Below are 25,302 nucleotides of genomic sequence, written 5' to 3'. Positions count from 1 at the left end.
AAAACTTAAACAGGTTCCGCGGCTGAGAGCGCCGGGGACGAGAAACAGATGGCGGGAAACCGCTGGAAGAGGAAGCATCGACAGAAAATGAAGAAGAACGTTCTCATTATCGGCGCCGGGGGCGTGGCACAGGTTGTTGCACATAAATGTGCGCAAAACTCTGACATATTGGGCGATATCCATATTGCGTCCCGCACGGTTGAGAAATGCCGCAAGATTATCGATAGCGTGCATGAAAAGAAGAGCCTCAAGACCGAGGTGAAACTGGAAGCGCATGCGCTGGATGCTCTGGATATTGAAGCCACCAAGGCTCTGATCCGTAAGACGGGCGTTCAGATCGTCATCAATGTCGGCTCGGCCTTCCTCAATATGTCGGTCCTTCGCGCCTGTATCGATACGGGCGTGGCTTACATGGATACTGCGATCCATGAAGACCCGAAGAAGATCTGCGAAACACCACCGTGGTATGGCAACTACGAATGGAAGAACTTGCAGGAATGCGAAGAGAAGGGCATCACCGCCATTCTCGGCATCGGCTTCGACCCGGGCGTAGTCAATGCCTATGCGCGTCTGGCTGCTGACGATTATCTGGATGAAGTGAAGTCCATTGATATCGTTGACATCAATGCCGGTTCACATGGCCGCTGGTTTTCGACCAATTTCGACCCGGAAATCAATTTCCGCGAATTCACCGGCACGGTCTATTCGTGGCAGGGTGGTCAGTGGCAGTCAAACAAGATGTTCGAAGTTGGCCAGACGTTCGATCTGCCTGTCGTTGGCCCAAGCAAGGCCTATATGACCGGCCATGATGAAGTGCATTCGCTCTCGAAAAACTATCCGAATGCCGATGTGCGCTTCTGGATGGGCTTTGGCGATCACTACATCAATGTCTTCACGGTGCTGAACAATCTGGGCCTTCTGTCCGAACAGCCGGTCAAGACCGCTGAAGGTCTGGAAGTCGTGCCGCTCAAGGTGGTCAAGGCTGTGCTGCCCGATCCGTCGTCGCTGGCGCCTGACTATACCGGCAAGACCTGCATTGGCGATTTCGTCAAGGGCACCAAGGACGGCAAGGAAAAGGAAGTCTTCATCTACAATGTTGCCGACCACAAGGACGCCTATAACGAAGTGGGTTCGCAGGGCATTTCTTATACGGCTGGCGTTCCGCCGGTTGCAGCGGCAATCCTGATCGCATCGGGCGAGTGGGATGTGAAGAAGATGGTCAATGTGGAAGAGCTGAACCCGAAGCCTTTCCTCCACATCCTGAACCAGATCGGCCTGCCATCCCGCATCAAGGATGAAGACGGCGACCGCGCGCTCGACTTCGCGTAAACGCGGAATAAAAGACGTGAAAAACCCCGCTTTGGCGGGGTTTTTTTGTTTAGGCATAATCCGACCGGAGTGAAACGAGGATCGATAAGATTATGCTTGAAATAGAAGAAGTTAGAGCGCTGATCTGATCCAATCAGATCGAAACGCGCTCTAGGGCATGTTGGGCCAGGTGTCAGACAAACGATATCCACCGGGAAACGGGTCGCTGGGATCAAGCATAAGCTGCGACGTTCCAGTCACCCATGCGCGACCGGAAATGATGGGGCTGATGGCGGGTTTGCCGCCAAGCTCCAGCACGTGGTCGAGCTTGCAGTGGAATTCGGTGCCAAGCACGGATTTGCCGATATAGCGCTCGCCCGCCTTCATCTGGCCCTTTGCGTGCAGCACGGCCATGCGTGCCGAGCAGCCGGTGCCGGTTGGCGAGCGGTCGAGCTTGGCCGGGCGAATGGCAACTGTGTTTACGCCGGTCAGTACATCACCGTCGCGCGTCACCGGCTCGGTGATCTGGCAGAAGGAAATGTGGTTCCAGTCTTTTTCAGGATGGCGGAAACCAAGCTGCTCATTGGCGGCTTTGGTAATCTTCACACCGATTTCGGCCAGTTCGCGCGCCTGACCCGGCTCGATCTTCATGTCGATCTGCGCCGCGTCTATAATGACAAAGCTGTCGCCGCCATAGGCCGTATCGACGGTGATCGTGCCAAGTCCTTCAACTTCCAATGATGCATCCAGACGATCGGCAAAGGACGGCACGTTGCGGACACTGATGCGCTCGGCCTTGCCGTTGCGGCATTCCGCTTCCACTTCAATGATCCCGCCTGGGGCTTCCAGTACCATGCGCGTCAGCGGCTCCTGCATCGGGATGATGCCACTATCCAGCAGTACCGTCGAAACGCAGATCGAGTTCGAACCCGACATCGGCGGTGTATCTGCAGGTTCCATGATGATGAAGCCCATTTGCGCACGCGGGTCTTTCGGTGGTACCAGCAGATTGATGTGGCGGAACACGCCGCCACGCGGCTCGTTCAGCACGAAATTGCGCAAGGTTTCGTCACTGGCGATGAAGCGCGATTGTTCCCAGACGGTATCGCCCGGAGGCGGTGTGACACCACCCACGATGACATCGCCGACTTCGCCCTCCGCATGACAGCCGACAATATGGATGACTTTGGTGCTGCGCATGACGCCTCCTGGAATCAGAGCGCATCCCGAAAAGTGTGAAACGGTTTTCGGATAAGATACGCGTGAAAACAAACAGTTAGAGCACCGATCCGATATAGTCGGATCGGTGCTCTAACGCAATCATTCCTATCGGTTAGGCTACAAGCGTCAATCCTTTATCGGACGGGCAATTGCGCTTTCGCGTCAGAATGAGGATTTCATTCCACATTCTGTCAGGAGGCGAAAAATCCATTTCGAGACGTGTTGCTTCTTTGAGCAAGTCTGATATCCATGATGCTCTAATTTTGTGCAAATCGATGCGCAGCCCGCTTGGCTCCGGATCAGTTTCTGGAACATACACAACGTTCCCGATAGAAATTGAACAACCCGAAAAATGGGGCGTAATCGCTTTATGAGCGATAGACACCCTTAGCCGGCATGGGACGATCGATGATCGTATTTCCAAGCCTCTTCTCAGATTGACATGGTCTCTGATGTTCCGGGGTGCGGCCTCAAACAAAATGGAGCATCCGGCAGATTGACGGCCCTGGGTGCTTCGGGGAGCGGACTATGGACAGGACAATCGATGCGGGTTTTCAGGAACCCCACGAAACCAGCGCGCAACGTTGGCGTAGGGAGATGGCAGCGGCACTGAAACTTGGCTGGCCGTTGATCTTCACCAATCTTTCGCAAGCAGCGCTGACGGCGACCGACGTCATCTTCATCGGTCGTCTTGGCGCGAATACGCTCGCTTCGGCGCTATTGGCGACAAGCTTTTATCATACACTGATGATCTTCTCGATGGGGCTCGTCTCGGCTGTGATGCCGATGATCGCTATTGCGCTTGGCAAGAACCGCCATTCGGTGCGCGATGTGCGCCGCACCGTGCGTCAGGGGTTCTGGACTGCGATCATGATCGCGATCCCGGTGTGGATCGTGCTCTGGCATTGCGAGGAGATTTTCCTCTTCCTCGGCCAACGCCCGGATATTGCCGCCCGCTCGACGGATTTCATGCACACGCTGCAATGGGCGCTGTTGCCTTATCTCGGCTACATCGTCCTGCGCTCGTTCTTTGCGGCCATGGAAAAACCGATGTGGACGCTGCTGATCGCCGCACTTGCCATCGGCTTCAACGCGCTTGCGGGCTGGACGCTGATTTTCGGTCACTTCGGTTTCCCACGCATGGAACTGCACGGTGCTGGTATCGCCACCACAGCGTCAAGCACCATGATGTTCCTCGGACTTGCATTCATCACGCTGCGTCACCACCGTTTTCGCCGGTATCACCTGTTCGGTCGCTTTTGGCGTCCCGACTGGGCACGCTTGCGCGAACTTTGGCCCATCGGCATTCCGATGGCACTGACATTCGTATTTGAAACCTCCATCTTCTATGCCGCTGTCGTCATGATGGGCCGGATCAGCCCGACTGCCATGGCCGCTCATGCCGTGGCGATCCAGATCGCATCGCTCAGCTTCATGGTGCCACTCGGTTTCGGGCAGGTTGCAACCGTGCGTGTGGGCAGAGCCTATGGCGCTGGACATCCCAAGGCGATTGCTTATGCTGGCTGGAGCGCCTATTTCCTCGGTGTCGGTTTCATGGCCGTGATGGGGCTCTTGATGGTCCTCATACCGCGCTTGTTCATTGGCGTGTTCCTCGATCTGCACGATCCGCAAAATCTGCCGGTGATGGAACTGGCCGTGACTTTCCTTGCGCTGGCGGCCCTCTTTCAGATCGTTGACGGCGCGCAGGCCGTCGCCGCGGGCATGTTGCGCGGATTGCGCGATACGCGCGTGCCGATGTTTTTGGCCCTGTTTGGGTATTGGGGGGTCGGGTTGCCGCTGGGTGCCTTACTTGCGTTCAAGTTCGAACTCGGCGGTGTGGGCATCTGGCTCGGTCTTGCTGCCGGTCTCGGCATTGTCGCTGTGCTGATGACGCTGCGGTGGCGCAGACACCTGGCGCATATCTCGGCTCATCCCGCCTAACAAAAAAGCCATACGCCCGTCCCGGCGTATGGCTTTTGGATTGTAGTCCCGCGACTTACTTCGTCAGTGCCGCAATGCGTTCAAGCGCGGAACCGAAGCCCTTCAGGGAAACCTTGAAGGCGACCGGCTGGCTTGGGCTCAATGCCGTCGTGGTGACATTGATGTTGGTACCAGCCTTGAGAGCTGCAACCTGCTTGGCATCAAAGCTGACTGGAGCAAGGCAACCTTGCGGCAGGCAGGTGGAGAAAGCGAGATTCGGTCCGGTGACTTCATCGATCTTGAGCGAAGCACCCTTGGCGAGATCGAGACCGAACGGCATCAGCAACACGCCCTCGACTTTGCCGCCGGCGACATTGCGCAGTTCTGCCGTGAGAACACGCTGACCGGTCTGCGTGCTGCTCTGATCCTGGCGCATGACGCAGATGCTTGTTTCTTTCTGGCTTTGACAGGAAACGGTCCAGTCCTGATAGGTCTCCTGGAGGGTGCTTGCTCCGCCGGGCAGGGGAGCCGCCAGCACTGGTGCTCCGGAAATGGCTGCGAGCGTGAATGCAAGACCGATTGCGTGATAGCTTTTCATAAATAGGTTCTCTCTGAAATGAATGAGTATGGGAACCGTATACTCGGGCACAGTGTTCAGGAAAACAGTATGGAGCATAAAATATTCGTTTCTTCAATTATGATTTATATATTATATTTTAATTATATAAATATAGGGAAGTATATTATTGGTTGTACGGGCAGTTTTGTCTTTGGGGCGAGGTTTTGCGCGTAGCTCCTTTTCCTCACAATGTGGGAACTTTAGAGCGTGTTTCGATTCGATTGAAGTAGATTGGCGCGTCTCAACTGTTTGTTTTAACGCGCATCTTGCTCCGAAAACCGTTTCACACTTCTCAGGATAGGCTCTAAAGTCGTCGGGTGACAAGTCGGCCTGTTATGCCTGGAGGAGAAGACGTGACGCTGCGTTATCAGATCGTTGCACTGGCGATTGTGCCGCTTATCGTGGCTATTCTGACGGTTACGGCCTTTATCACCTGGCAATCGGCAAATCTCGTACAGAGCAGTATCGCGACTTTCGAGAAGAATATGCTGAAAGCCAAGGAGACCGAACTCCTCAATCTCACCAATCTGGCACTTTCTTCCATACAGCAGATTTACGATGAGGCTGGTCCCAACGATACCGCAGCCATGGAAAAGGTGCGGGAGATTCTGACTTCGCTGGACTACGGCCGAGATGGCTACTTCTTTGTCTATGATTATGACGGCAACAATGTCGTCCATCCGCGCCAGACGTTTCGGCCGGGTCACAACTGGCTCGATCTCGTCGATTCCGACGGTGATCGGGTCATTGCCAATCTGATTGGCAAGGCGAAGGAAGGCGGAGGGCTGCATCAGTATAAATGGGAAAAACCGTCGAGCGGGGAGATGGCCGACAAGCTCTCCTTCGCCGTTGGTCTGGATAAATGGAAATGGATGCTCGGAACGGGCGTCTATCTCGACGATGTTTATGTACAGACCGCAGCAGCCAATGCGGACTTCCGTGCCAACATTCGCACGACATTCCTCATCGTCAGCCTGATTGCCGTACCGGCAGTGATGCTCGTCTTCGCGACCTGCATGTTGCTCAACCTGCGAGAGCGGCGCATGGCCGACAACAAGCTGAAGGAACTGGCCCAGCGCATCATCGACACGCAGGAGGAAGAACGGGCACGCCTGGCGCGTGAGCTTCATGACGGTATTTCCCAAAATCTGGTCGGCGTCCGCTATGCCATCGACCTTGCAAGCCGTCAGGTCAGAACGGGCAGCGGGGGTGCGCCCCTTGCAATCGAGAAAGCATCCGATGCCCTCAATGGCGCAATCAAGGAGGTGCGGCGGCTTTCGCATGATCTGCGTCCGCGCATTCTGGATGATCTCGGCCTGACGGTCGCGCTCAAAGCCTTGTGTGAGCATTTTTCGGAACGAACCGGCATTGAAACGCAATTGGAGGCAAGCGGACTGAATGAAACGTTGAAGCCGGAGGCAAGTACCGCGCTCTATCGTGTCGTGCAGGAAGCGCTCACCAATGTTGAGCGCCATTCCGGTGCCAGCCATGTGGGAATCCGGCTCTGGGGTTCCAACGGCAAGGTTACAATGACAGTGGCCGACGATGGCAATGGTTTCACCGCGCGTGATCTGAAAGATCAGTTGTCGGGGCTTGGCTTGCGCAATATGCAGGAACGGATGGCACATTTCGGTGGCGTGCTCTTGGTTGACACCAGCACAGATGGTACGCAGCTCACCGCGCGTTTGCCGAAATCGGCAACAGAAGGAAAGCGGGAACCGGAAGTCGCATGACGAACGAATGCAAGATTCGCGTATTGCTCGTGGACAATCATCCGCTGGTGCTGGACGGTCTGCGGGCTGTGCTTGAAACCTATGACGACATCGATATTGCCGGTGCTGCTTCCAATGCACGGATTGCCCTGGAACTGGCGCTTGCCGTCAATCCCGATGTCGTTTTGATGGATATCAATATGCCGCTTCTCAACGGTATCGATGCTATCGAACTGTTCAAGAAGCAATTGCCGGGTACCCGTATTCTCATGCTTTCCATGCATGACAGCCGCGAATATATCTCTACCTCGATCATGCGCGGTGCTTCGGGTTATGTGTTGAAGGACGTGTCCACGACTGAAATCGTTGCTGCCATTCACGCGGTAGCCTCGGGTGGAACATATTTCTCATCCGGCGTTTCGGAAGCGTTGCTCGATAGCGGGGAAAAAAAGTCGGAAGGTTTGTCCGCCCGTGAAAATGACGTGCTGGTGCTGGTGGCTGACGGTGGAAGCAATCGCGAGATTGCAACAAGGCTCGGTATTTCGGAGGCAACTGTCGAAACCCACCGCAAGAATATCAAGAAGAAACTCGGAATCGCCAGCACGGCCGGCCTGACACGTTATGCCATCGAGAACCGATTGCGCCTGTCCTCGCAGTAATACAAAAGTCCATTGATGAAACTCATTGGGCTTTGGTTAAGCCCGAGTGGCGATTGAACTTTTTCAAGGCGTTATGCGTTGGCATCTCAGCGCCTTGGTATAACGCATGTCCAGCATCCTCCCCGATATTTTCTTACCCACAAATGGGTAGGAGTCCGCTTCTTAGAACTTTCGTCCGCTTGCGGCAGGGATTCGCCGGTCCTATCATTCGCTCCAAAACCGCTTGAGGAGGCGGAACAGGAGGGGAGGAGCGATGTCAGTTTTGCTGGCGTTGTCGCGCGCTATCGACGCGGCCAATAATTTCATCGGAAAATCCATATCGTGGTTGATATTGGTAGCAGTGCTTATCAGCGCTATCAATGCGACCACGCGCAAGCTGTTCAATGTCAGTTCCAACGCCTGGCTGGAAGCGCAATGGTATCTGTTTTCGGCGGTCTTTCTGATTGCAGCCGGATATACGCTGCTGCATAGCGAGCATGTGAAAGTCGATCTTCTCTATAGTCGGTATTCGCGGCGAACTCAGCTTCTCGTCGAGATTTTCGGTACAATCTTTTTTCTCATGCCCTTCTGTCTCATCACAATCTATCTCTCGTGGCCCATCGTGGAAGCCAAGATTGCAAGTGGTGAAATTTCCAACAATACGGGCGGGCTCGTTCTGTGGCCGGTCTGGGTGCTGATCCCGATTGGCTTCGGGCTGCTCGCATTGCAGGGCATTTCCGAACTCATCAAGCGCATTGCCATTCTGCAAGGGCGGATACCGGATACGGTTGCCGTTGAAGATGCAGAAGCACAGGCGCTTTGAGGGGAATGGATATGTTTGCTTTTGTCGCGGAAAATCTCGCGCCGCTGATGTTTCTGTCGCTGGTGATTGTGCTGCTGCTCGGCTATCCGGTGGCTTTTGCGCTGGCTTTCGTCGGTTTTGCTTTCGGCTTCGTCGGCATCGAAATGGGGCTCCTGCCTGTCAATCTGTTCGGAGCGATACCGGATCGTATCTTCGGGCAGATGTCGAATGAAACATTGCTCGCCATTCCGTTCTTTACGTTCATGGGGCTGATACTGGAGCGAAGCGGCATGGCGGAAGATCTGCTCGATACGATCGGGCAGCTTTTCGGCCCTGTGCGTGGTGGGCTGGCCTTTGCCGTTATCGTCGTCGGTGCGCTTCTTGCGGCTACCACGGGTGTGGTTGCTGCATCGGTGATCTCCATGGGGTTGATTTCGCTCCCGATTATGCTGCGCTATGGCTATGATCGGAAAGTGGCTAGCGGTACGATTGCCGCCTCCGGCACGCTGGCGCAGATCATTCCGCCAAGCCTCGTTCTGATCGTTCTCGCCGATCAGCTCGGCCGTTCGGTCGGCGATATGTACAAGGGTGCGCTGGTTCCCGGCCTCCTGCTGGTTGGATTCTACTGCGCCTTCATAATAGGCATGGCGATCCTGCGACCGGAATCGGTGCCAGCACTGCCGCCGCAGGCCCGTACACTGAAGGGCTGGAAGCTGCTGCAGCGCGTTGTGATCTCGCTTGTGCCGCCGCTTGTGCTGATCTTCCTTGTTCTGGGTACGATATTCATCGGCCTTGCAACGCCGACGGAAGGCGGCGCGATGGGAGCGGTTGGTGCCCTGCTTCTCGCGATCATCAATCGCCGCCTCAACATGACGATCCTGACATCGGCGCTTTATGCCACGGCGAAACTGTCGTCCTTCGTCATCTTCATTCTGCTCGGCGCACGCGTCTTCTCGCTCACCTTTTATGGCGTCAACGGCCACGTCTGGGTCGAGCACCTGATGACGTCTATTCCTGGAGGCGAAGTCGGCTTCCTGATCGTCGCCAATCTTCTGGTGTTCTTTCTGGCCTTCTTTCTCGATTATTTTGAGCTGGCCTTCATCATCATCCCGCTTCTGGCACCGGTGGCAGACAGCCTCGGCATCGACCTGATCTGGTTCGGCGTTATGTTGGCGGTCAACATGCAGACGTCGTTCATGCATCCGCCATTCGGCTTTTCGCTCTTTTATCTGCGTTCGGTCGCACCGGCCCGGCCTTACAAGGACAAGGTGACGGGTTCGACAATCCAGCCGGTGACTTCGGGGCAGATCTATATGGGGTCGATCCCGTTCCTTTTGATCCAGCTTGTCATGGTCGGCATCATCATTGCCTTCCCCGGTATCGTCACCCACTACAAGAGCGGCCATCCGCAGGCCGATCCGGCATCGATCCAGATCAATGTACCGATGCCCGATGCGGGGGGTGGAAATCCGTTTGGTGCGGCACCCGCACCGTTCGGAGCGCCTTCGCCCTCAACTGAGCCTCTGCCTGCACCTTCCTTCGGTTCACCGCAACCGAGCTTCGGACAAGGCGCGGATCAACAGAAAAAGCCTGCGCAGTGAGGGGAAAACGAGCATTGCGCAGGTCTTGATAAAACCAGAACAATCTTAGGAGGAGACACATGAAACAGGATTTGAGTCGCCGCACATTTCTAACAAAGGGCGCCGCAATTGGCGCTGCCGCAGCCACGAGCGGAGCCGCTCTGGCGACACCGGCAATCGCACAGGAGCTACCGACGCTCCGTTGGCGCTTGACGTCGGGTTTTCCGAACAATCTGGATACCATCTATGGCGGTGCGGTCTTCATGGCCGACGCCGTGTCGAAGATGACCGAGGGCAAGTTTCAGATTCAGGTGTTCCAGGCTGGTGAAATCGTGCCGGGCCCGCAGGCCATCGATGCGGTTCAGGCCAATACGGTCGAAATGGCCCATACATGCGGCTATTATTTTACCGGCAAGAACCCGGCCTTTGCCATTGGGACGGCTATCCCTTTCGGCATGAACACGCGCCTGCAGAATGCCTGGCTCTATCATGGCGGCGGCAACGAACTTTATAATGCCTTCCTCGCCGATTACGGCATCGTCGGCATCGTCGGCGGCAATACCGCTGCCCAGATGGGTGGCTGGTATCGTAAGGAAATCAAGAGCCTTGAGGATCTGAAGGGCCTGAAGATGCGTATCGCCGGCGTTGCAGGCGAGGTCATGTCACGTCTCGGCGTCGTCCCGCAGCAGCTTCCAGGTGGCGACATCTATCCGTCGCTGGAACGTGGCACGATCGATGCTGCCGAATGGGTCGGCCCATATGACGACGAGAAACTCGGCTTCTACCAGATTGCACCTTATTACTATTACCCGGCTTTCTGGGAAGGTGGGGCCTCGGTGCACTTCTTCATCAACAAGCAGCAATATGAAAGCCTGCCGGAGGCATACAAGGTTGCGCTGAATACCGCTGCCGAAGCTGCTACCCAGAACATGATTTCGCTTTACGATGTGAAGAACACAGCCGCGATCCGGTCTCTGGTTTCCAAGGGCGTGAAGCTTCAACCGCTACCACGCGATGTTCTGGATGCGGCCTACAAGGTCGCTTTCGAACTTTATGCGGAATACAACGAGAAAAATCCGGCCTGGGCGAAAATCTATCCGAGCTGGAAGAAGTTCCGCGACGAGGGCTTCGAATGGTTCCGCGTGGCCGAATATACCTATGACAGCTATGTCTATGCGCAGCAGGCTGCGGGCAAGTAAGCCTGCTAGAGCATGTCTCCCGAAAGCGGGAACCACTTTCGGGAGACATGCGTAAAAACAAACAGATAGAGCATTCTCATTGTTTCAGACAAAACAGGGGATGCTCTGACCGCATAGCCGCAAGGCGATTTATGAAACGGGACCAATCGGTCCCGTTTTTTATATGAGAAATAAGTAAACTTATAGATTAAAGTTGCTAATTTAAATGTATAGGAAATTTATTATTAGTTATATTTTACAAACTTGAAGTTGCTATAAAGTAAAGACGTTTATAATTAGTGCTAAAATTAACACATAAGGTAATGAACCATCTTTAATTCTTAAAATTGGAATTGATGTACTTGGTTTAATTATTCTATGAGGCCTCGTCTGAAAAATTTCTGGAGGCAATGAAATGAAGATCAAGAGCGTATTGTTCGGCTCGGCTGCGGCGCTAGTTGCGACCACAGGAGCATATGCTGCGGATGCCGTCGTGGCACCCGAACCTGAATCTGTTGAATATGTACGCGTCTGCGACGCTTATGGAGCTGGATATTTCTATATTCCGGGCACCGAAACCTGCCTTCGTGTTTCCGGTTATGTTCGTTATGATGCCACCGGCGGTGATAATGTCTACGGCCGTGGCTTCGTCGATCGCAACGGTAGCGTTGATACGAACCGTAAATCCTGGGACAACAAGGCTCGCTTCACGCTGCGCCTCTCGACGGCCTCGGAAACCGAACTGGGCACTCTGAAGACCTTTGCTGAAACCCGTTATGATTGGGGCAATGGTGTTGAGGGCTCCTCCGGTTCGCTGCGTTTTGCCTATATCCAGCTTGGCGGCCTGCGTGTCGGTCTCGATGAATCGGCCTTTGTTACCTTTCCGGGCTATCTCGGCAACGTCATCAACGATGACGTGATCCTTGCTGGCGGCTATCGCACGGGTCTGATCAGCTACACCTTCACGGGCGGTAACGGCTTCTCCGCCATTCTGTCGCTCGAACAGGGCAACAATGAAGATACGGATAGCAAATACGGCTTCAACGGCGTCATCAAGGATTACACGCCGCATGTTGTCGGTGGCCTGAAGTATGAAGGTGGCTGGGGCAAGATCGCGGGCGTTGCGGCCTATGATGCGCGCAATGAGGAATGGGCTGGTAAGATTCGCGCCGACGTGAACGTTACGGACCGCTTCTCGGTCTGGGCCATGGGCGGTTACAAGTCCAACAAGGACCAGTACATCAACGCGACCAATGGCAATGGCGACGTGATTGGTCCTGTTCGCGCGATCAGCAGCTTCTATGGCACGTGGGGTGGCGATTGGGCTGTCTGGGGCGGTGCGGCATTCAAGGCGACCGACAAGGCCGTCATCAATGCTCAGCTCGCTTATGACGGAACGAGCACGTTCGCAGCCACGGCCAATGTGGCCTATGAGATGGTTCCGGGCTTCACGGTCACGCCGGAAGTTTCCTACACCAAATGGAGCGATAGCAAGTCCTATCTGAACGGCAAGGATGCCGTTCAGGGTATGGTTCGCTTCCAGCGCTCGTTCTGATGCTGATTTGGGAGGCTATTACATGCCTCCCATTCACGTCTGAAGAGTAATTTCATCTGTTCGTCTTGGTAGATCAAGTTGATATGCGTATATTAATTAGTTTTATTGAGCTTTAATTTATTGATGAGATCTTTTTGTCAGAACATTATAGCGTGAAGTAAACAAATATTGAGGTGTCGAATTTTTAATTTGAATTTCGATATGTCTGTACTATCTTGAAAGAACCATTCGATAGCGTAGAAGGACTGCGCTGTTTTCAAATCTGATCTCCAGTCGGAAGAATGGTACGGCGAGCTTCGGCTCGCCGTTTTTGTTTTGACTATGCGTGATCTGTATTCCTCGGCGCATTTCTCCAGATTCAGGAAGAACTCCAGAAACGAAAAAGGCCGGAATGATCCGGCCTTTTTCGTTGTGTGATTGCATCCCAGAGTATGGGCTGATCCCAGTTCGGCTGCCGCCTATCTCGAAAGCTTCATATGTCGGTTGACATCCTTATAGAGCAGATAGCGGAACTTGCCGGGACCGCCCGCGTAACATGCCTGCGGACAGAAAGCGCGCAGCCACATGAAGTCACCGGCTTCCACTTCCACCCAGTCTTGATTGAGCCGATAGACGGCTTTGCCTTCCAGCACATAAAGTCCGTGCTCCATGACGTGGGTTTCGGCAAACGGAATGACGCCGCCCGGCTCCAGGGTCACAATGGTGACATGCATGTCGTGGCGCAGATCATTCGGGTCGACGAAACGCGTCGTCGCCCAGGCGCCGTTGGTATCTGGCATCGGGCTCGGAGCGATATTGTTTTCGTTGAGGAATAGCGGTTCAGGAACATCAAGCCCGTCGACATATTCATAAGCCTTGCGCACCCAGTGGAAGCGGGCCGTCGCAGCGCCGTTGTTGCGCAGCCGCCAGCCGCTCTTCGGCGGCAGATAAGCATAGCCGCCTTCGGTCAGTGTGTGCGTCTTGCCTGCGACGGTGACGGCAATCTCACCCTCAACCACGAACAGCACGCCTTGCGCGCTTTCATCCAATTCTGCACGGTCGCTGCCGCCGCCCGGCTGCACTTCCATGATGTATTGCGAGAAGGTCTCGGCAAAGCCTGAAAGGGGGCGCGCAATCACCCAAAGCCGCGTCTTGTCCCAGAAGGGAAGAAAGCTCGTCACGATATCGCTGAACGTGCCCTTGGGGATCACCGCATAGGCTTCGGTGAACATCGCCCGATCGGTGAGGAGTTGGGTCTGCGGCGGCAATCCGCCTGTCGGTGCATAATAGGTGCGATTGTTCTTGTCGTTGCCCATATGGGGAATTCCTTATGTGAGAACCTGAGCAATCACGGCGAAACAGGTACCGTGAAATCATCAAATGAGAGCGCCCGGAAGCCGACCTTCCAGACGCTGGGGATCAGTAGAGCGCTTCCGGCAGAGTATCCTTGAGGCGCAGGAGGGCGATGCGCTCCACCTGAGCGCAGGCCGTTTCAAATTCCGTGTCGCGGTCATTGGAAACCCGGCGCTGGAAAGCGTCGAGGATTTCCTTCTTGTTGCGGCCCTTGACGGCAATAATGAACGGAAACCCGAACTTTGCGGTGTAGGCGTCATTCAGTTCGGTGAATGCCTGCTTTTCCGCATCAGTAAGTGCATCGAGGCCGGCACCAGCCTGTTCGGCAGTCGATTCCGCCGTCAGCCGCTTGGCCTGTGCGAGCTTGCCGGCAAGATCCGGATGTGCCTTCAAAACGGTAAGCCGCTCATCTGCCGAGGCGGAGCGAAATACTTTCGTCATTGCGGCTGCAAGGCCCGATGCGGTGTCTTCCTCCTGGCTGAAACTGGCATCATATGCGCGTTCGGCGATCCAGGGCGAATGCTCGAAAATACTGCCGTAGCGCGCGACGAATTCATCTTTACCGGCTTTCGAAGGCACGACATCGGCAGCGACGGGCTTGTAGTTTTCGTGCCAGTGGCGGGCAATGTCGATACGCTTGGCGACCCAGACCTTTTCATGGCTTTGCACATAGTCGAGGAACCGCTCAAGCGCGGCCACACGACCCGGACGACCAACAAGGCGGCAATGCAGGCCGATGGACATCATCTTCGGCGAACCTTCCGCGCCTTCGCGGTATAGTACGTCGAAGGTATCCTTCAGGTAGGTGTAGAACTGGTCGCCGGAATTGAAGCCCTGTGGAGTCGCAAAGCGCATGTCGTTTGCATCCAGCGTATAGGGCACGATCAGATGCGGTCCCTTCGGACCTTCAACCCAGTAGGGCAACTCGTCGGCATAAGAGTCGGCGGAATAGAGAAAACCGCCTTCTTCCATCACCAGTTTCAGCGTGTTGTCGGAAGGCTTGCCCTGATAGATGCCGAGCGGCCGGGAGCCGGTAAGCTCGGTATGGAGGCGAACAGCTTCGCGGATGTGTTCGCGTTCGATCTCTTCGGGAACATCCTTATATTCCCACCAGCGCAATCCGTGGCTGGCAATTTCCCAGTCGGCTTCCTTCATGGCGGCAACGGCTTCAGGATTGCGCGCCATGGCCAGTGTTACACCATAGACGGTGACGGGCATGTTGCGGCGGGTGAAGGCGCGCCACAGGCGCCAGAAGCCCGAGCGTGCGCCATACTCATAGATGGATTCCATATTGAGGTTGCGCTGACCCTGCCAGGGCTGCGCGCCGACAATCTCGGACAGAAGGCATTCGGATGCCGCGTCGCCATCGAGAATGCTGCATTCGCCGCCTTCCTCGTAATTGACGACGAACTGAACTGCGATGTTGGCCCCACCCGGCCAGCGCGGATCTGGCGTGTTGCGTCCATAGCCGACGAGATTGCGCGGATATTTCATTGCGGGTCTTCCCTCGTTTTCGTTCGTTTTACCCATGATAATAAAGATTTATCGCTATTATTCCCCTTCAAAAATTTGAAAGACATCCAACGATAACCATCTTTCACAATGAGAAGGATCGCGAAATACTGAATGCTGGGAACATGGTGTGGTTTGCGGCCCCCACAGCCAATGGCGACGTTGGGCCGAAATAAACCACCGGAAATCAAAAGCTTGTAACATTTTCCAGTCTACTTGATTAGAGAATCAGCAAGCTGCAGGAGTGCAAATGGGTCAGGAAAACAGCGGTAATGGCCGGTTGACGACGCATGTCCTCGACACGGTAAGCGGTAAACCGGCTGCAAATCTGCGCATCGAATTGCGTCGCGTCGAGAATCAGCAGGCCGAACCGATCCGGGAAATTCGCACCAATGACGATGGTCGCTGCAGCGAGCCGTTGCTGTCGGGCGAGAATCTGCGGACCGGCTCCTACGAGCTTCTGTTCCACGTCGGCGAGTATTTCGGCAAGACCGACGATGCCATTCCGTTCCTCGATGTTGTCCCACTGCGCTTTGGCATTTCCGATGAAAAAGCGCATTATCATGTACCGCTTCTCGTTTCGCCGTTTTCCTATTCCACCTATCGCGGGAGCTAAGCGCCATGAACCAGTCAGTGCACCAGTCCGTGCGACACACGATCCGCTTTCTTCTGAACGGTGAAAAGATCGAACTCGACCGTGTTTCCCCGACCGAAACGCTGCTCGACTATCTGCGGCTGTCCGCCAGGCTGCGCGGCACCAAGGAAGGTTGCGGCGAAGGCGATTGCGGCGCATGCACGGTGCTGGTCGGCAAGATTTCCGATGGCAAGCTCGTTTACGAGAGCGTCAATGCCTGCATCCGCTTCATGGGTTCGCTGGATGGCTGCCATGTGGTGACCATCGAGCATCTGCGCGGGGCCGACGGCGATCTGCATCCGGTGCAAAAGGCGATGATCGAGTTTCATGGCTCCCAATGCGGCTTCTGTACGCCGGGGTTCGTCATGTCGCTCTACGCCTTGTGGATGCGCGAACCGAAGCCTGCCGATGCGCAGATTGAGAAAGCTTTGCAGGGCAATCTTTGCCGCTGCACCGGCTATGAGGCGATCATGCGTGCCGCCCGCATCATTTCCGACTACGGTACAGTCATGGAAGACCCGCTTGCAGCCGAGCGCGCCCATGTTCTTGAACAGCTGACCGCCATGCATGACGGCGTGCGGGTGGAAGTGGGCGAAGGCAAGGATCGCCTGATTGTGCCCGGTGATCTCGATGATTTCGCCACCATTTTGGCGGTGGAGCCGAAGGCAACCATCGTTGCTGGTTCCACCGATGTGGGCCTGTGGGTCACCAAGATGATGCGCGATATTTCCCCGGTCGTCTTCATCGGTCATCTGGAGGAGCTGCGTTCCATCCGGGAGGAGAATGGTGTCGTTACCATCGGCGCAGGTGTGACCTACACGGAAGCGTTCGGATTTCTCGCCAAGCGCATTCCGCAGCTCGGGAGCCTTATCAACCGCATTGGCGGCGAGCAGGTGCGTAATATGGGAACCATCGGTGGCAATATCGCCAATGGTTCGCCAATTGGCGACACGCCGCCGCCGCTGATCGCGCTCGATGCTACGCTGACGCTTCGCAAAGGGGCGGAGCGCCGCACCATACCGCTGGAAGAGTTCTTCATCGCTTATGGCAAGCAGGATCGCCAGCCCGGCGAGTTTGTCGAGGCCGTGCATGTGCCGGTGCCGCGCGAAGGCAGCCATTTTGCCATCTACAAGGTGTCGAAGCGCTTCGAGGAAGACATTACGGCGACGCTTGGCGCTTTCCACCTGACGCTTGATGCAGCCGGCAATGTGGAAACAATTCGCATCGCCTATGGCGGCATGGCCGCGACGCCGAAACGCGCCAGCGCGGTGGAAGCCGCACTGACGGCTAAGCCCTGGACCGAGGCCACGGTTGAAGCGGCATTGGAAGCCTATTCACAGGACTATACGCCCTTGAGCGATATGCGCGCGACAGCGGATTACCGGCTGCTCGCGGCGCGCAATCTGTTGCGGCGTTTCTTTGCCGAAACGGAAGGCAGTTACACGCCGCTGCGCGCGGCTGAAATCGCGGCGGCGTGAGGAGGCAATCATGAACAAGCATCCGGCACACGCATTGAAAGCTGCCCGCATTGTCGGCGGCGTCGCGACCGACCAGAAGCATGATTCCGCGCACAAGCATGTGACGGGAACGGCTGTCTATATCGACGATATACCGGAGCCCGAAGGCACATTGCATATCGGGGTCGGCTATTCCTCTGTCGCACATGGATCATTCAAGTCGATTGATTTGTCGGCAGTGCGCGCCGCTCCCGGCGTGATCGACGTGCTGACCTACAAGGACGTGCCTGGCGAAAACGATGTTTCACCATCGGGCATGCATGACGATCCTATCTTTGCCGTCGACAAGGTCGAGTTCCACGGTCAGCCGATCTTTGCTGTTATCGCGAAAACCCGTGATCAAGCACGCCGCGCTGCCCGTCTGGCGAAGATCGAATATGAGGAAGCAGCGGGCATCTACTCCATCGATGCGCTGGACGGTCTGAAGGATCGGCTTGTCACGACGCCATTGACGCTGAAGCGCGGCGATGCACGTGCGGCCATTGATGCTGCGCCGCACCGTATCAAGAACCGTATGTATCTTGGCGGACAGGATCATTTCTATCTGGAAGGTCAGGTTTCGCTGGCTATTCCCGGCGAGGATGAAGACGTCACCGTCTATTGCTCCACGCAGGGGCCGAGCGAAACGCAGCATCTGGTTGCCCATGCGCTGGGCGTGCCGAGCCATTCCGTGACGGTGGAAGTGCGCCGCATGGGCGGCGGCTTCGGCGGCAAGGAAACACAGGCCAACCAGTGGGCGGCCATTGCAGCCATTGCGGCCAAGAAGCACAAACGTGCCATGAAGATCAGGCTCGACCGCGATGAGGATATGACCTCGACCGGCAAGCGTCATGACTTCGTCATCGATTATGAAGTCGGCTTCGATGATGACGGCAATATTCTGGGCATCGACTATCTGTTCGCCCTCAATGCCGGGTTTTCGGCAGACCTTTCCGGGCCTGTCGGCGACCGCGCACTGTTTCACTGCGATAATGCCTATTTCTTCCCGGCAGTTCATGCGCAGTCGGCACCGCTTTACACGAACACGGTGTCGAATACGGCGTTTCGCGGCTTTGGCGGCCCACAGGGCATGGTCGGTGCGGAACGCGTCATCGATGAAGTGGCTTTCGCTGTTGGCAAGGACCCGCTCGAAATCCGCAAGCGCAATTTCTACGACGAGATGGGTAAGGATGGGACGCGCAACGTCACCCCCTATCATCAGAAGGTTGAAGATTGCATTATTCAGCGCATCGTTGCGGAACTTGAGGAAAGTTCCGATTACGCAAAGCGCCGCGAAGCAATCCGCGAATTCAACGCGAAAAGCCGTTATGTGAAACGCGGCATGGCGTTGACGCCGGTGAAATTCGGCATTTCCTTCACCAAGACCGAGTCCAATCAGGCTGGCGCCTTGGTGCATGTCTATAATGACGGCTCGGTGCATATGAACCATGGCGGCACGGAAATGGGGCAGGGGCTCCATATGAAGGTGGCGCAGGTTGTGGCTGAGGAATTCCAGATCGACATCGACCGGGTGAAGATCACCGCGACGACCACCGCCAAGGTGCCGAACACCGCGCCAACGGCGGCTTCTTCCGGTGCCGATCTCAATGGCATGGCCGCACAGGATGCTGCCCGTCAGATCAAGAAGCGTCTCATCCATTTTGCGGCACAGCAATATCAGGTGCCGGAAGATCAGGTCGTGTTTCTTCCCAACCGGGTTCGCATCGGCAATCAGGAAATCAGCTTCAACGATCTCGTAAAGCAAGCCTTTATCGGTCGCGTGCAGCTATCGGCGGCAGGTCACTACAAGACGCCGAAGATTCACTGGGACCGCGCCAAGGGCCGGGGCCATGCTTTCTATTACTATGCTTACGGAGCAGCCTGTTCCGAAGTTTCCGTCGACACGCTGACTGGCGAATATGTGGTGGAGCGCACCGATATTCTGCATGATACCGGGCGTTCCCTGAACCGCGCCATCGATATCGGTCAGGTTGAAGGCGGCTTCGTGCAGGGCATGGGCTGGCTGACGACCGAGGAGCTTGTGTGGGATGACAAGGGGCGGCTTCGCACCCATGCGCCTTCTACATACAAGATTCCATTGGCGTCCGACCGGCCCAAGATTTTCAATGTCGCACTGACCGACTGGTCCGAGGCCTATGAGCCGACGATCCATCGCTCCAAGGCTGTCGGCGAACCGCCGTTGCCACTTGGGCTGTCGGTGCTGCATGCTCTGGCCGATGCCATTGCCAGTGTGGCGGATCACAAGATCTGTCCGCGTCTCGATGCGCCTGCGACACCGGAACGTGTACTGATGGCCATCGAACGGCTCCGCAAGCAAAAGGGCTAGAACGATGCCGGGTGCACGCGACGATATCCGGGCTTTTCTCAACCGGCGTCCCGCCCAGAATTCTCAGGACTGCGTGCTGGTTGAAGTCACCGATGTGAAAGGCTCTGCGCCCCGCGATGCCGGGGCGTGGATGCTGGTTGCCCGCGATATGATCTTCCGGACCATCGGCGGCGGGCAGCTTGAATATATGGCGATTGACCATGCCCGGAAAATCTTGGCTGGCGGCAGGGACTCACCCATGGATGTGCCACTTGGCCCCGAAATCGGCCAGTGCTGCGGCGGGCGGGTGGGCCTGAGCTTCAGACGTGTCAGTCGCGGGCTCACCGACGAGCTTGTCGGCAAGGTGGACGCGGAAATAGCCACGCGCCCGCACGTCTATGTCTTCGGTGCGGGGCACGTCGGCGATGCGCTGGCCAATGCGCTTTCGCTAACGCCCGTCCGCGTCGTTCTGGTGGATACGCGCGAAGCGGAGCTGATGGCCTGCGATGTACCGGGCATCGAAACCTGTCTTTCGGCCATGCCGGAGCAGGTGGTGCGTTCCGCACCGCCGGGCAGCGCTTTCATCGTCCTCACCCATGACCATGCGCTGGATTTTCTGATTGTCACCGAGGCTTTGCAGCGGCGCGATGCCGTCTATGTCGGCATGATCGGCTCGAAGACCAAAAAAGCCACTTTCAAAAATTGGTTGAAACGCGAAATCGGTAACGACAATCTTTTTGAAAATCTGGTCTGTCCCGTCGGCGGAGCCGTGGTGAAGGACAAGAGGCCCGAAGTCATTGCGGCACTGGCCGCTGCCGAAGTTCTGACGGCGGTTCTGACATCTGCACGTGTATCGCAACCCGCCTGATCTGGCGGGTTTTTCTTTGAGCATTTCCAACAAAGAGCGAAACGGCTCCCGCGAAATAGTAAATTAAAAACAAAGGTATAGAACGGTGTTAGCCGTTCTATGCCAAGACCTCGCGGATCAGTCGCTGACACCGTTCCGTCATGAAATCAATGATCAGACGAACCTTCGGGTCCTGAAAGCGCTTGTGCGGATAGATCGCAGCAAGCTGGATCGGCGCCGGTGGCGTGCTTTCGAGGATGGGAATCAGTCGTCCGTCGCGGATATATTCCTTCACTTCGAACAGCGGCTTGTTGATGATGCCGCGTCCACCGAGCGCCCATTGCGTCAATACGTCGCCGTCATCCGAGTCATATGGCCCGGTGACTTCGAACTTGCGCAAGCCTTCCGCCGTCTGCAGCGACCAGTAATATTCCTTCGAGCCCGGAAAACGCAGCAGAAGGCAATCATGCTTGTCGCCAAGCAATTCGTCCGGCGACTGTGGAACCCCATATTTTTCCAGATATTCAGGCGCTGCACAGATCACGCGCTCGCAATTCATGATGCCACGCATGCGCAGGTTCGAATTCTCCAGAACACCGAGCTTGAAAGCAACGTCGACGCCTTCGCTCATGATGTCGACTTCATGATCGGACAGGCGAAGCCGCACTTCGATGTCCGGATATTTGTCGTGAAACTCGGGAATTCCCGACGCAATCAGCCGTCTCCCGAAGCCAAGCGGGGCGGTGATGCGAATCGATCCCTTGGGATTCTTCGCCAATTCCGCCACAGCCGCTTCCGCTTCATCCACGGCTTCGAGGATTTTCAATGCTCCGTCGTAGAATACGCGACCGTGTTCGGTCGGCGTGAGCTTGCGCGTCGTCCGGTTGAAGAGCCTGACCCCCAGGTGCTTCTCCAACTCCTTGATTCGATTGCTTGCAACTGCCGGCGATGCGCGCTGGTCGCGACCCGCCGCAGATAGATTTCCCAATTCGACAACGCGCACAAAAACGCGCAGATTATCAAGATATGACATACGTCCCCTCCACGATTGTCTAGATTTTTTTGAAAGTGCTGGTCGTGATGTGACGTTCCCTGAACCTGATTCCTTTGGCACATAATGCAACAACGAACAATGGGTCCCAAAAGTGGCCCAAGAAACGGGCTAAGAAATGGGAGTCCCTGATGTATGATTTTGCCGTAGCCTGGGACTGGCTGGGCTTCGCAGCGCGGTGGCTGCATGTGATTACCGCGATTGCGTGGATCGGCTCGTCCTTTTACTTCATTGCGCTCGATCTGGGCTTGCGCCAGCGTCCCGGCTTGCCGGTCGGCGCGCATGGCGAGGAATGGCAGGTCCATGGTGGTGGCTTCTATCACATCCAGAAATATCTGGTTGCGCCTGCCGAAATGCCGGAGCACCTGACCTGGTTCAAATGGGAATCCTACGCCACGTGGCTGTCGGGTTTCACGCTGCTCTGCATCGTCTATTATGCTGGCGCCGATCTCTACCTGATCGATCCGAACGTGCTCGATGTTTCTGTGCCGGTCGCCATCGCGATTTCGATCGGTTCGCTCGCATTCGGCTGGATCGCCTATAACACCATCTGCAAGCTGATGCTCGGCAAGAGCGATACGCTCCTGATGGTCATCCTCTACTGTATTCTGGTGGTGGTGGCCTGGGGCTATACGCACCTGTTCACCGGACGCGCTGCCTTTCTGCATCTTGGCGCTTTCACGGCCACGATCATGTCGGCCAACGTGTTCATGCTTATCATTCCGAACCAGAAGATTGTGGTGGCGGATCTGATCGCAGGTCGCAAGCCGGACCCGAAATACGGCAAGATCGCCAAGCAGCGTTCGACGCATAACAACTATCTGACGCTGCCGGTTCTGTTCCTGATGCTGTCGAACCACTATCCGCTGGCGTTCGGGACTGAGTTCAACTGGGTCATCGCCTCGCTGGTGTTCCTGATGGGCGTCACGATCCGTCATTGGTTCAACACGCAGCATGCCCGCAAGGGCAGCCCGACCTGGACCTGGCTGGTAACGGTGATCCTGTTCATCATCATCATCTGGCTGTCGACAGTGCCGAAGGTTCTGACCGGTGAGCCGGAAGAACAGAAGATTTCGGCATTGCAGCAATCTTTCATCTCGGACCCGCACTTTGAAAAAGTGCGGGATACCGTTCTTGGGCGCTGCGCCATGTGCCACGCCAAGGAGCCGGGCTGGGAAGGCATCATTGCGCCGCCGAAGGGCGTCGTGCTGGACACCGACCGGGACATCGCGGCCCATGCGCGTGAAATCTATTTGCAGGCTGGTCGTTCGCACGCCATGCCGCCCGCCAATGTCACCGGCGTGAGCGACGAAGAGCGCCAGCTTCTGGCCTCCTGGTACCAGTCTGCCACGCAAGGCCCGAAATAAGGACCAATTTGATGACCAAGCTTCTGATCCGCGGCCGCGTGCTGACCTTTCGTGACGAACCGCAGAGCCTCGATGACGATGCCGCCTATCGCTACATTGAAGACGGTGCCGTGCTGGTCGAAGATGGCCGCATATTGCGTCTCGGAGACTATGCTGAAGTCAGTGCCGAGGTAGGCAGCGACGTCAACGTCGCCGATCATCGCCCGCACCTGATCCTGCCGGGCTTCATCGATACGCATATCCATTATCCGCAGACGCAGGTGGTTGCTTCCTATGCCGCCAATCTGTTGGAGTGGCTCAACACCTATACGTTCGTCGCCGAGCAGAAGTTTGCCGACGAGCAGCATGCCGAATTCATCGCGGAGCGCTTTCTTGACGAGCTGATCCGCCATGGCACCACCACGGCAGTTGCCTATTGCTCCGTGCATCCGCAAAGCGTCGATGCCTATTTCCGCGCTTCGCAGCATCGCAACATGCGCATGCTTGGCGGCAAGGTGATGATGGATCGCAATGCGCCGCCTGCACTTTGCGACACGGCACAATCCGGCTATGACGATACGAAGGCGCTGATTGCGCGCTGGCAGGGCAAGGGCCGCCTCGATTATGTAATCACCCCGCGCTTTGCCATTACGTCGACGCCAGAGCAGCTCGAAGCAAGCCAAGCGCTTGTCCGTGAGCACCCCGGCAGCTACATCCAGACGCATCTTTCGGAAAACCACGACGAAATCTCTTTCACCAAGTCGCTCTACCCGCAAGCGCCGGACTATCTCGGCATTTACGAACATTATGGCCTGTTGGGTGACAAGACCCTGCTCGGCCACTCGATCCACCTGGAAGAGCGTGAAGTGCGCGTCATGGCGGAAACGGGTTCGATTGCCGTTTTCTGCCCGACCTCGAACCTGTTCCTTGGTTCCGGGCTTTTCGACCGCGACCGCCTGAAAGCGTCGGGCGTGCGCATGGCGGTGGCGACCGACGTTGGCGGCGGCACGAGTTTCTCCATGCTGCGTACCATGGACGAAGGCTACAAAATCCTGCAGCTACGCGAACAGCGTCTGAACCCGTTTCAGTCCTTCTACATGATGACGCTGGGCAATGCCCGCGCACTCTCCATGGAAGACAAGATCGGTACGCTCGACGAGGGCACGGAAGCCGATATCGTGGTGCTGGATTCATCGGCCACATCACCGATGCGGCTTCGCATGGCGGCTGGCGCGACACTGGAGCAGGAATTGTTCCTGTTGCAGACGCTGGGCGATGACCGCGCCATTGTCGAAACCTATGTGGCTGGCAAGCCGCTCAAGGCCGAACTGGCTTAATCAACCAATCCTTGGAGGAGGATGGCCCGCGGCGGAGCGATCTGCTGCGGGCCTTTTCGTACTCAAAGTTCTTCGGGGCGTTTGCCGCCCATGGCGCGGGTCAGCTCATCGGCGGTGGAGCGGATCAGCGGTCCGAATTCCTCGAGCCTCTTTTTCGGCAGACGCACCGCAGGGCCGGAAACCGAAATACCGGCAATCGCTTCGCCATATTCATTGAAGATGGGAGCGGCGATACAGCACATGCCGAGCGTGTGTTCCTCATCATCGATAGACCAGCCGCGGGTGCGGGTTGCCTGAATGTCTTTCAATAGCGCAGGCAGGTTGTCGAGCGTGCGCTGCGTGAAATGCTCAAGCATGCGCCCTGACAGGGCGTGCGCGATTTCCTTGTCCGACCAGGTGGACAATATGGCCTTGCCTATACCGGATGCATGGATCGGTCCGCGCCGTCCGGGCCGGAAAAAGGCGCGCATCGGCGCATGGCTTTCGATCTGCGAGATGAACACCACATCGCCGCTGTCCTCGACGCCGATATTGGCGGTCTCGCCGCTCGTTTCCATCAATGTCTTGAGATAGGGCCGTGCCAGAATGCCAAGCTTGCGGAACCGGCGAAAGGCATTGCCGATCTCGAAAGCCTTGACGCCGATGGTCCAGTCTCCGCTTTCCAGATCGTGGGAAACCATACCATGATTTGCCAGCGATGACAGAAGGCGGTGCACAGTTGAAGGCGCCATGCCGCTCTGATCGGCAAGGTCGGTCAGTGTCGAGCCATCGTTCTCGGCAATCAATGCCAGCAGTTTCAGGCTTCGATCCAGAACCTGCACAGACGAGGGCGCCGCGTTTTCCGTCGCCTTGCGGCCCCGCTTCGCCTTTGCCTGTTCCATCACCGTC

Annotated in this window: 20 protein-coding genes; 14 read left to right on the top strand and 6 right to left on the bottom strand. The window is 56.3% G+C overall.

The window, feature by feature from the left end:
- The first annotated feature begins 87 nt into the window (after positions 1-87).
- Complete coding sequence (locus ACYSN1_RS05060) at positions 88-1,329, top strand: saccharopine dehydrogenase family protein (protein WP_461724662.1); 1,242 nt, start codon at positions 88-90, stop codon at positions 1,327-1,329.
- A gap of 150 nt (positions 1,330-1,479) precedes the next feature.
- Here ACYSN1_RS05060 and ACYSN1_RS05055 read toward each other — a convergent pair whose 3' ends face one another.
- A complete protein-coding gene (locus ACYSN1_RS05055) occupies positions 1,480-2,508 on the bottom strand; it encodes a trans-3-hydroxy-L-proline dehydratase (protein ID WP_461724661.1) in 1,029 nt (342 codons plus the stop codon).
- Between the two features lie 549 nt (positions 2,509-3,057).
- Here ACYSN1_RS05055 and ACYSN1_RS05050 point away from each other — a divergent pair.
- A complete protein-coding gene (locus tag ACYSN1_RS05050; RefSeq protein ID WP_461724660.1) occupies positions 3,058-4,470 on the top strand; it encodes an MATE family efflux transporter in 1,413 nt (470 codons plus the stop codon).
- A 55-nt stretch (positions 4,471-4,525) separates the two neighbouring features.
- On the opposite strand, the gene ACYSN1_RS05045 is transcribed toward ACYSN1_RS05050, so the two are convergent.
- On the bottom strand, positions 4,526-5,047 hold the full coding sequence (locus ACYSN1_RS05045) for an invasion associated locus B family protein (RefSeq protein ID WP_461724659.1): 522 nt from the start codon (positions 5,045-5,047) through the stop codon (positions 4,526-4,528).
- Positions 5,048-5,421: 374 nt separating this feature from the next.
- On the opposite strand from ACYSN1_RS05045, the gene mctS reads away from it, so the two are divergent.
- The 6 genes from mctS (at position 5,422) to ACYSN1_RS05015 (ending at position 12,533) form a co-directional block, all read left to right on the top strand.
- On the top strand, positions 5,422-6,801 hold the full coding sequence (gene mctS, locus ACYSN1_RS05040; RefSeq protein WP_461724658.1) for a two-component system sensor histidine kinase MctS: 1,380 nt from the start codon (positions 5,422-5,424) through the stop codon (positions 6,799-6,801).
- Positions 6,798-7,439 carry a two-component system response regulator MctR gene (gene mctR / locus ACYSN1_RS05035; RefSeq protein WP_461724657.1) on the top strand — a complete coding sequence of 214 codons (642 nt, stop codon included), beginning with the start codon at positions 6,798-6,800 and terminating at the stop codon, positions 7,437-7,439. Before mctS ends, mctR begins: the two co-directional genes overlap by 4 nt.
- 253 nt (positions 7,440-7,692) lie before the next feature.
- Positions 7,693-8,241 (top strand): TRAP transporter small permease subunit, encoded by a 549-nt coding sequence (locus ACYSN1_RS05030; RefSeq protein WP_461724656.1) that lies wholly within the window; start codon positions 7,693-7,695, stop codon positions 8,239-8,241.
- Positions 8,242-8,252: 11 nt separating this feature from the next.
- On the top strand, positions 8,253-9,821 hold the full coding sequence (locus ACYSN1_RS05025; RefSeq protein ID WP_461724655.1) for a TRAP transporter large permease: 1,569 nt from the start codon (positions 8,253-8,255) through the stop codon (positions 9,819-9,821).
- Positions 9,822-9,880: 59 nt separating this feature from the next.
- Entirely contained in the window at positions 9,881-10,999 is a 1,119-nt protein-coding gene (locus ACYSN1_RS05020) for a TRAP transporter substrate-binding protein (RefSeq protein WP_461724654.1), read from the top strand.
- A 394-nt stretch (positions 11,000-11,393) separates the two neighbouring features.
- Positions 11,394-12,533, top strand: a complete 1,140-nt coding sequence (locus tag ACYSN1_RS05015) for a porin (protein ID WP_461724653.1) — start codon at positions 11,394-11,396, stop codon at positions 12,531-12,533.
- Positions 12,534-12,991: 458 nt separating this feature from the next.
- Here the strand turns inward: ACYSN1_RS05015 and ACYSN1_RS05010 are convergent, their stop codons facing one another.
- Together ACYSN1_RS05010 and puuE are read right to left on the bottom strand one after the other, a co-directional pair.
- Entirely contained in the window at positions 12,992-13,828 is an 837-nt protein-coding gene (locus ACYSN1_RS05010; RefSeq protein WP_461724652.1) for a bifunctional allantoicase/(S)-ureidoglycine aminohydrolase, read from the bottom strand.
- 103 nt (positions 13,829-13,931) lie between these two features.
- Positions 13,932-15,359, bottom strand: coding sequence for an allantoinase PuuE (gene puuE, locus ACYSN1_RS05005; protein ID WP_461724651.1), 1,428 nt, complete (start codon positions 15,357-15,359; stop codon positions 13,932-13,934).
- A 268-nt stretch (positions 15,360-15,627) separates the two neighbouring features.
- Between puuE and uraH the strand changes: the two genes are divergently transcribed.
- From uraH to xdhC, 4 genes are read left to right on the top strand one after another with little or no spacing between them, the layout of a single operon-like run.
- Positions 15,628-15,993, top strand: a complete 366-nt coding sequence (gene uraH, locus ACYSN1_RS05000; protein WP_140020122.1) for a hydroxyisourate hydrolase — start codon at positions 15,628-15,630, stop codon at positions 15,991-15,993.
- A gap of 17 nt (positions 15,994-16,010) precedes the next feature.
- Positions 16,011-17,489 carry a xanthine dehydrogenase small subunit gene (xdhA, locus tag ACYSN1_RS04995; RefSeq protein ID WP_461725281.1) on the top strand — a complete coding sequence of 493 codons (1,479 nt, stop codon included), beginning with the start codon at positions 16,011-16,013 and terminating at the stop codon, positions 17,487-17,489.
- 10 nt (positions 17,490-17,499) lie between these two features.
- Positions 17,500-19,854, top strand: a complete 2,355-nt coding sequence (xdhB, locus tag ACYSN1_RS04990) for a xanthine dehydrogenase molybdopterin binding subunit (protein WP_461724650.1) — start codon at positions 17,500-17,502, stop codon at positions 19,852-19,854.
- A gap of 4 nt (positions 19,855-19,858) precedes the next feature.
- The gene (gene xdhC / locus ACYSN1_RS04985; protein WP_461724649.1) at positions 19,859-20,701 is read left to right on the top strand and encodes a xanthine dehydrogenase accessory protein XdhC; all 843 of its coding nucleotides are present in this window, start codon (positions 19,859-19,861) and stop codon (positions 20,699-20,701) included.
- Between the two features lie 97 nt (positions 20,702-20,798).
- On the opposite strand, the gene ACYSN1_RS04980 is transcribed toward xdhC, so the two are convergent.
- Entirely contained in the window at positions 20,799-21,713 is a 915-nt protein-coding gene (locus ACYSN1_RS04980) for a LysR family transcriptional regulator (RefSeq protein ID WP_461724648.1), read from the bottom strand.
- A gap of 149 nt (positions 21,714-21,862) precedes the next feature.
- On the opposite strand from ACYSN1_RS04980, the gene ACYSN1_RS04975 reads away from it, so the two are divergent.
- Both ACYSN1_RS04975 and guaD read left to right on the top strand, forming a co-directional pair.
- Positions 21,863-23,098, top strand: coding sequence for a urate hydroxylase PuuD (locus ACYSN1_RS04975; RefSeq protein WP_461724647.1), 1,236 nt, complete (start codon positions 21,863-21,865; stop codon positions 23,096-23,098).
- 11 nt (positions 23,099-23,109) lie between these two features.
- Positions 23,110-24,414: a guanine deaminase gene (gene guaD / locus ACYSN1_RS04970; RefSeq protein ID WP_461724646.1), complete on the top strand. Its 1,305-nt coding sequence runs from the start codon at positions 23,110-23,112 to the stop codon at positions 24,412-24,414.
- Between the two features lie 62 nt (positions 24,415-24,476).
- On the opposite strand, the gene ACYSN1_RS04965 is transcribed toward guaD, so the two are convergent.
- Positions 24,477-25,295 carry an IclR family transcriptional regulator gene (locus ACYSN1_RS04965; protein WP_461724645.1) on the bottom strand — a complete coding sequence of 273 codons (819 nt, stop codon included), beginning with the start codon at positions 25,293-25,295 and terminating at the stop codon, positions 24,477-24,479.
- Positions 25,296-25,302: the final 7 nt, after the last annotated feature.

The sequence above is a fragment of the Brucella sp. LJL56 genome, from assembly GCF_054871705.1.
Note: the sequence above shows the minus strand (reverse complement) of the source record. Positions and strands in the feature narration are given on the sequence as shown.

Coding starts and splice junctions, on each gene's coding strand:
- xdhC (WP_461724649.1), top strand. CDS start 19,859: ATGCCGGGTGCACGCGACGATATCCGGGCTTTTCTCAACCGGCGTCCC.
- xdhB (WP_461724650.1), top strand. CDS start 17,500: ATGAACAAGCATCCGGCACACGCATTGAAAGCTGCCCGCATTGTCGGC.
- ACYSN1_RS05060 (WP_461724662.1), top strand. CDS start 88: ATGAAGAAGAACGTTCTCATTATCGGCGCCGGGGGCGTGGCACAGGTT.
- ACYSN1_RS05010 (WP_461724652.1), bottom strand. CDS start 13,828: ATGGGCAACGACAAGAACAATCGCACCTATTATGCACCGACAGGCGGA.
- puuE (WP_461724651.1), bottom strand. CDS start 15,359: ATGAAATATCCGCGCAATCTCGTCGGCTATGGACGCAACACGCCAGAT.
- mctR (WP_461724657.1), top strand. CDS start 6,798: ATGACGAACGAATGCAAGATTCGCGTATTGCTCGTGGACAATCATCCG.
- ACYSN1_RS04965 (WP_461724645.1), bottom strand. CDS start 25,295: ATGGAACAGGCAAAGGCGAAGCGGGGCCGCAAGGCGACGGAAAACGCG.
- ACYSN1_RS04980 (WP_461724648.1), bottom strand. CDS start 21,713: ATGTCATATCTTGATAATCTGCGCGTTTTTGTGCGCGTTGTCGAATTG.
- ACYSN1_RS05045 (WP_461724659.1), bottom strand. CDS start 5,047: ATGAAAAGCTATCACGCAATCGGTCTTGCATTCACGCTCGCAGCCATT.
- ACYSN1_RS05025 (WP_461724655.1), top strand. CDS start 8,253: ATGTTTGCTTTTGTCGCGGAAAATCTCGCGCCGCTGATGTTTCTGTCG.
- guaD (WP_461724646.1), top strand. CDS start 23,110: ATGACCAAGCTTCTGATCCGCGGCCGCGTGCTGACCTTTCGTGACGAA.
- ACYSN1_RS04975 (WP_461724647.1), top strand. CDS start 21,863: ATGTATGATTTTGCCGTAGCCTGGGACTGGCTGGGCTTCGCAGCGCGG.
- uraH (WP_140020122.1), top strand. CDS start 15,628: ATGGGTCAGGAAAACAGCGGTAATGGCCGGTTGACGACGCATGTCCTC.
- ACYSN1_RS05055 (WP_461724661.1), bottom strand. CDS start 2,508: ATGCGCAGCACCAAAGTCATCCATATTGTCGGCTGTCATGCGGAGGGC.
- ACYSN1_RS05050 (WP_461724660.1), top strand. CDS start 3,058: ATGGACAGGACAATCGATGCGGGTTTTCAGGAACCCCACGAAACCAGC.
- ACYSN1_RS05015 (WP_461724653.1), top strand. CDS start 11,394: ATGAAGATCAAGAGCGTATTGTTCGGCTCGGCTGCGGCGCTAGTTGCG.
- ACYSN1_RS05030 (WP_461724656.1), top strand. CDS start 7,693: ATGTCAGTTTTGCTGGCGTTGTCGCGCGCTATCGACGCGGCCAATAAT.
- ACYSN1_RS05020 (WP_461724654.1), top strand. CDS start 9,881: ATGAAACAGGATTTGAGTCGCCGCACATTTCTAACAAAGGGCGCCGCA.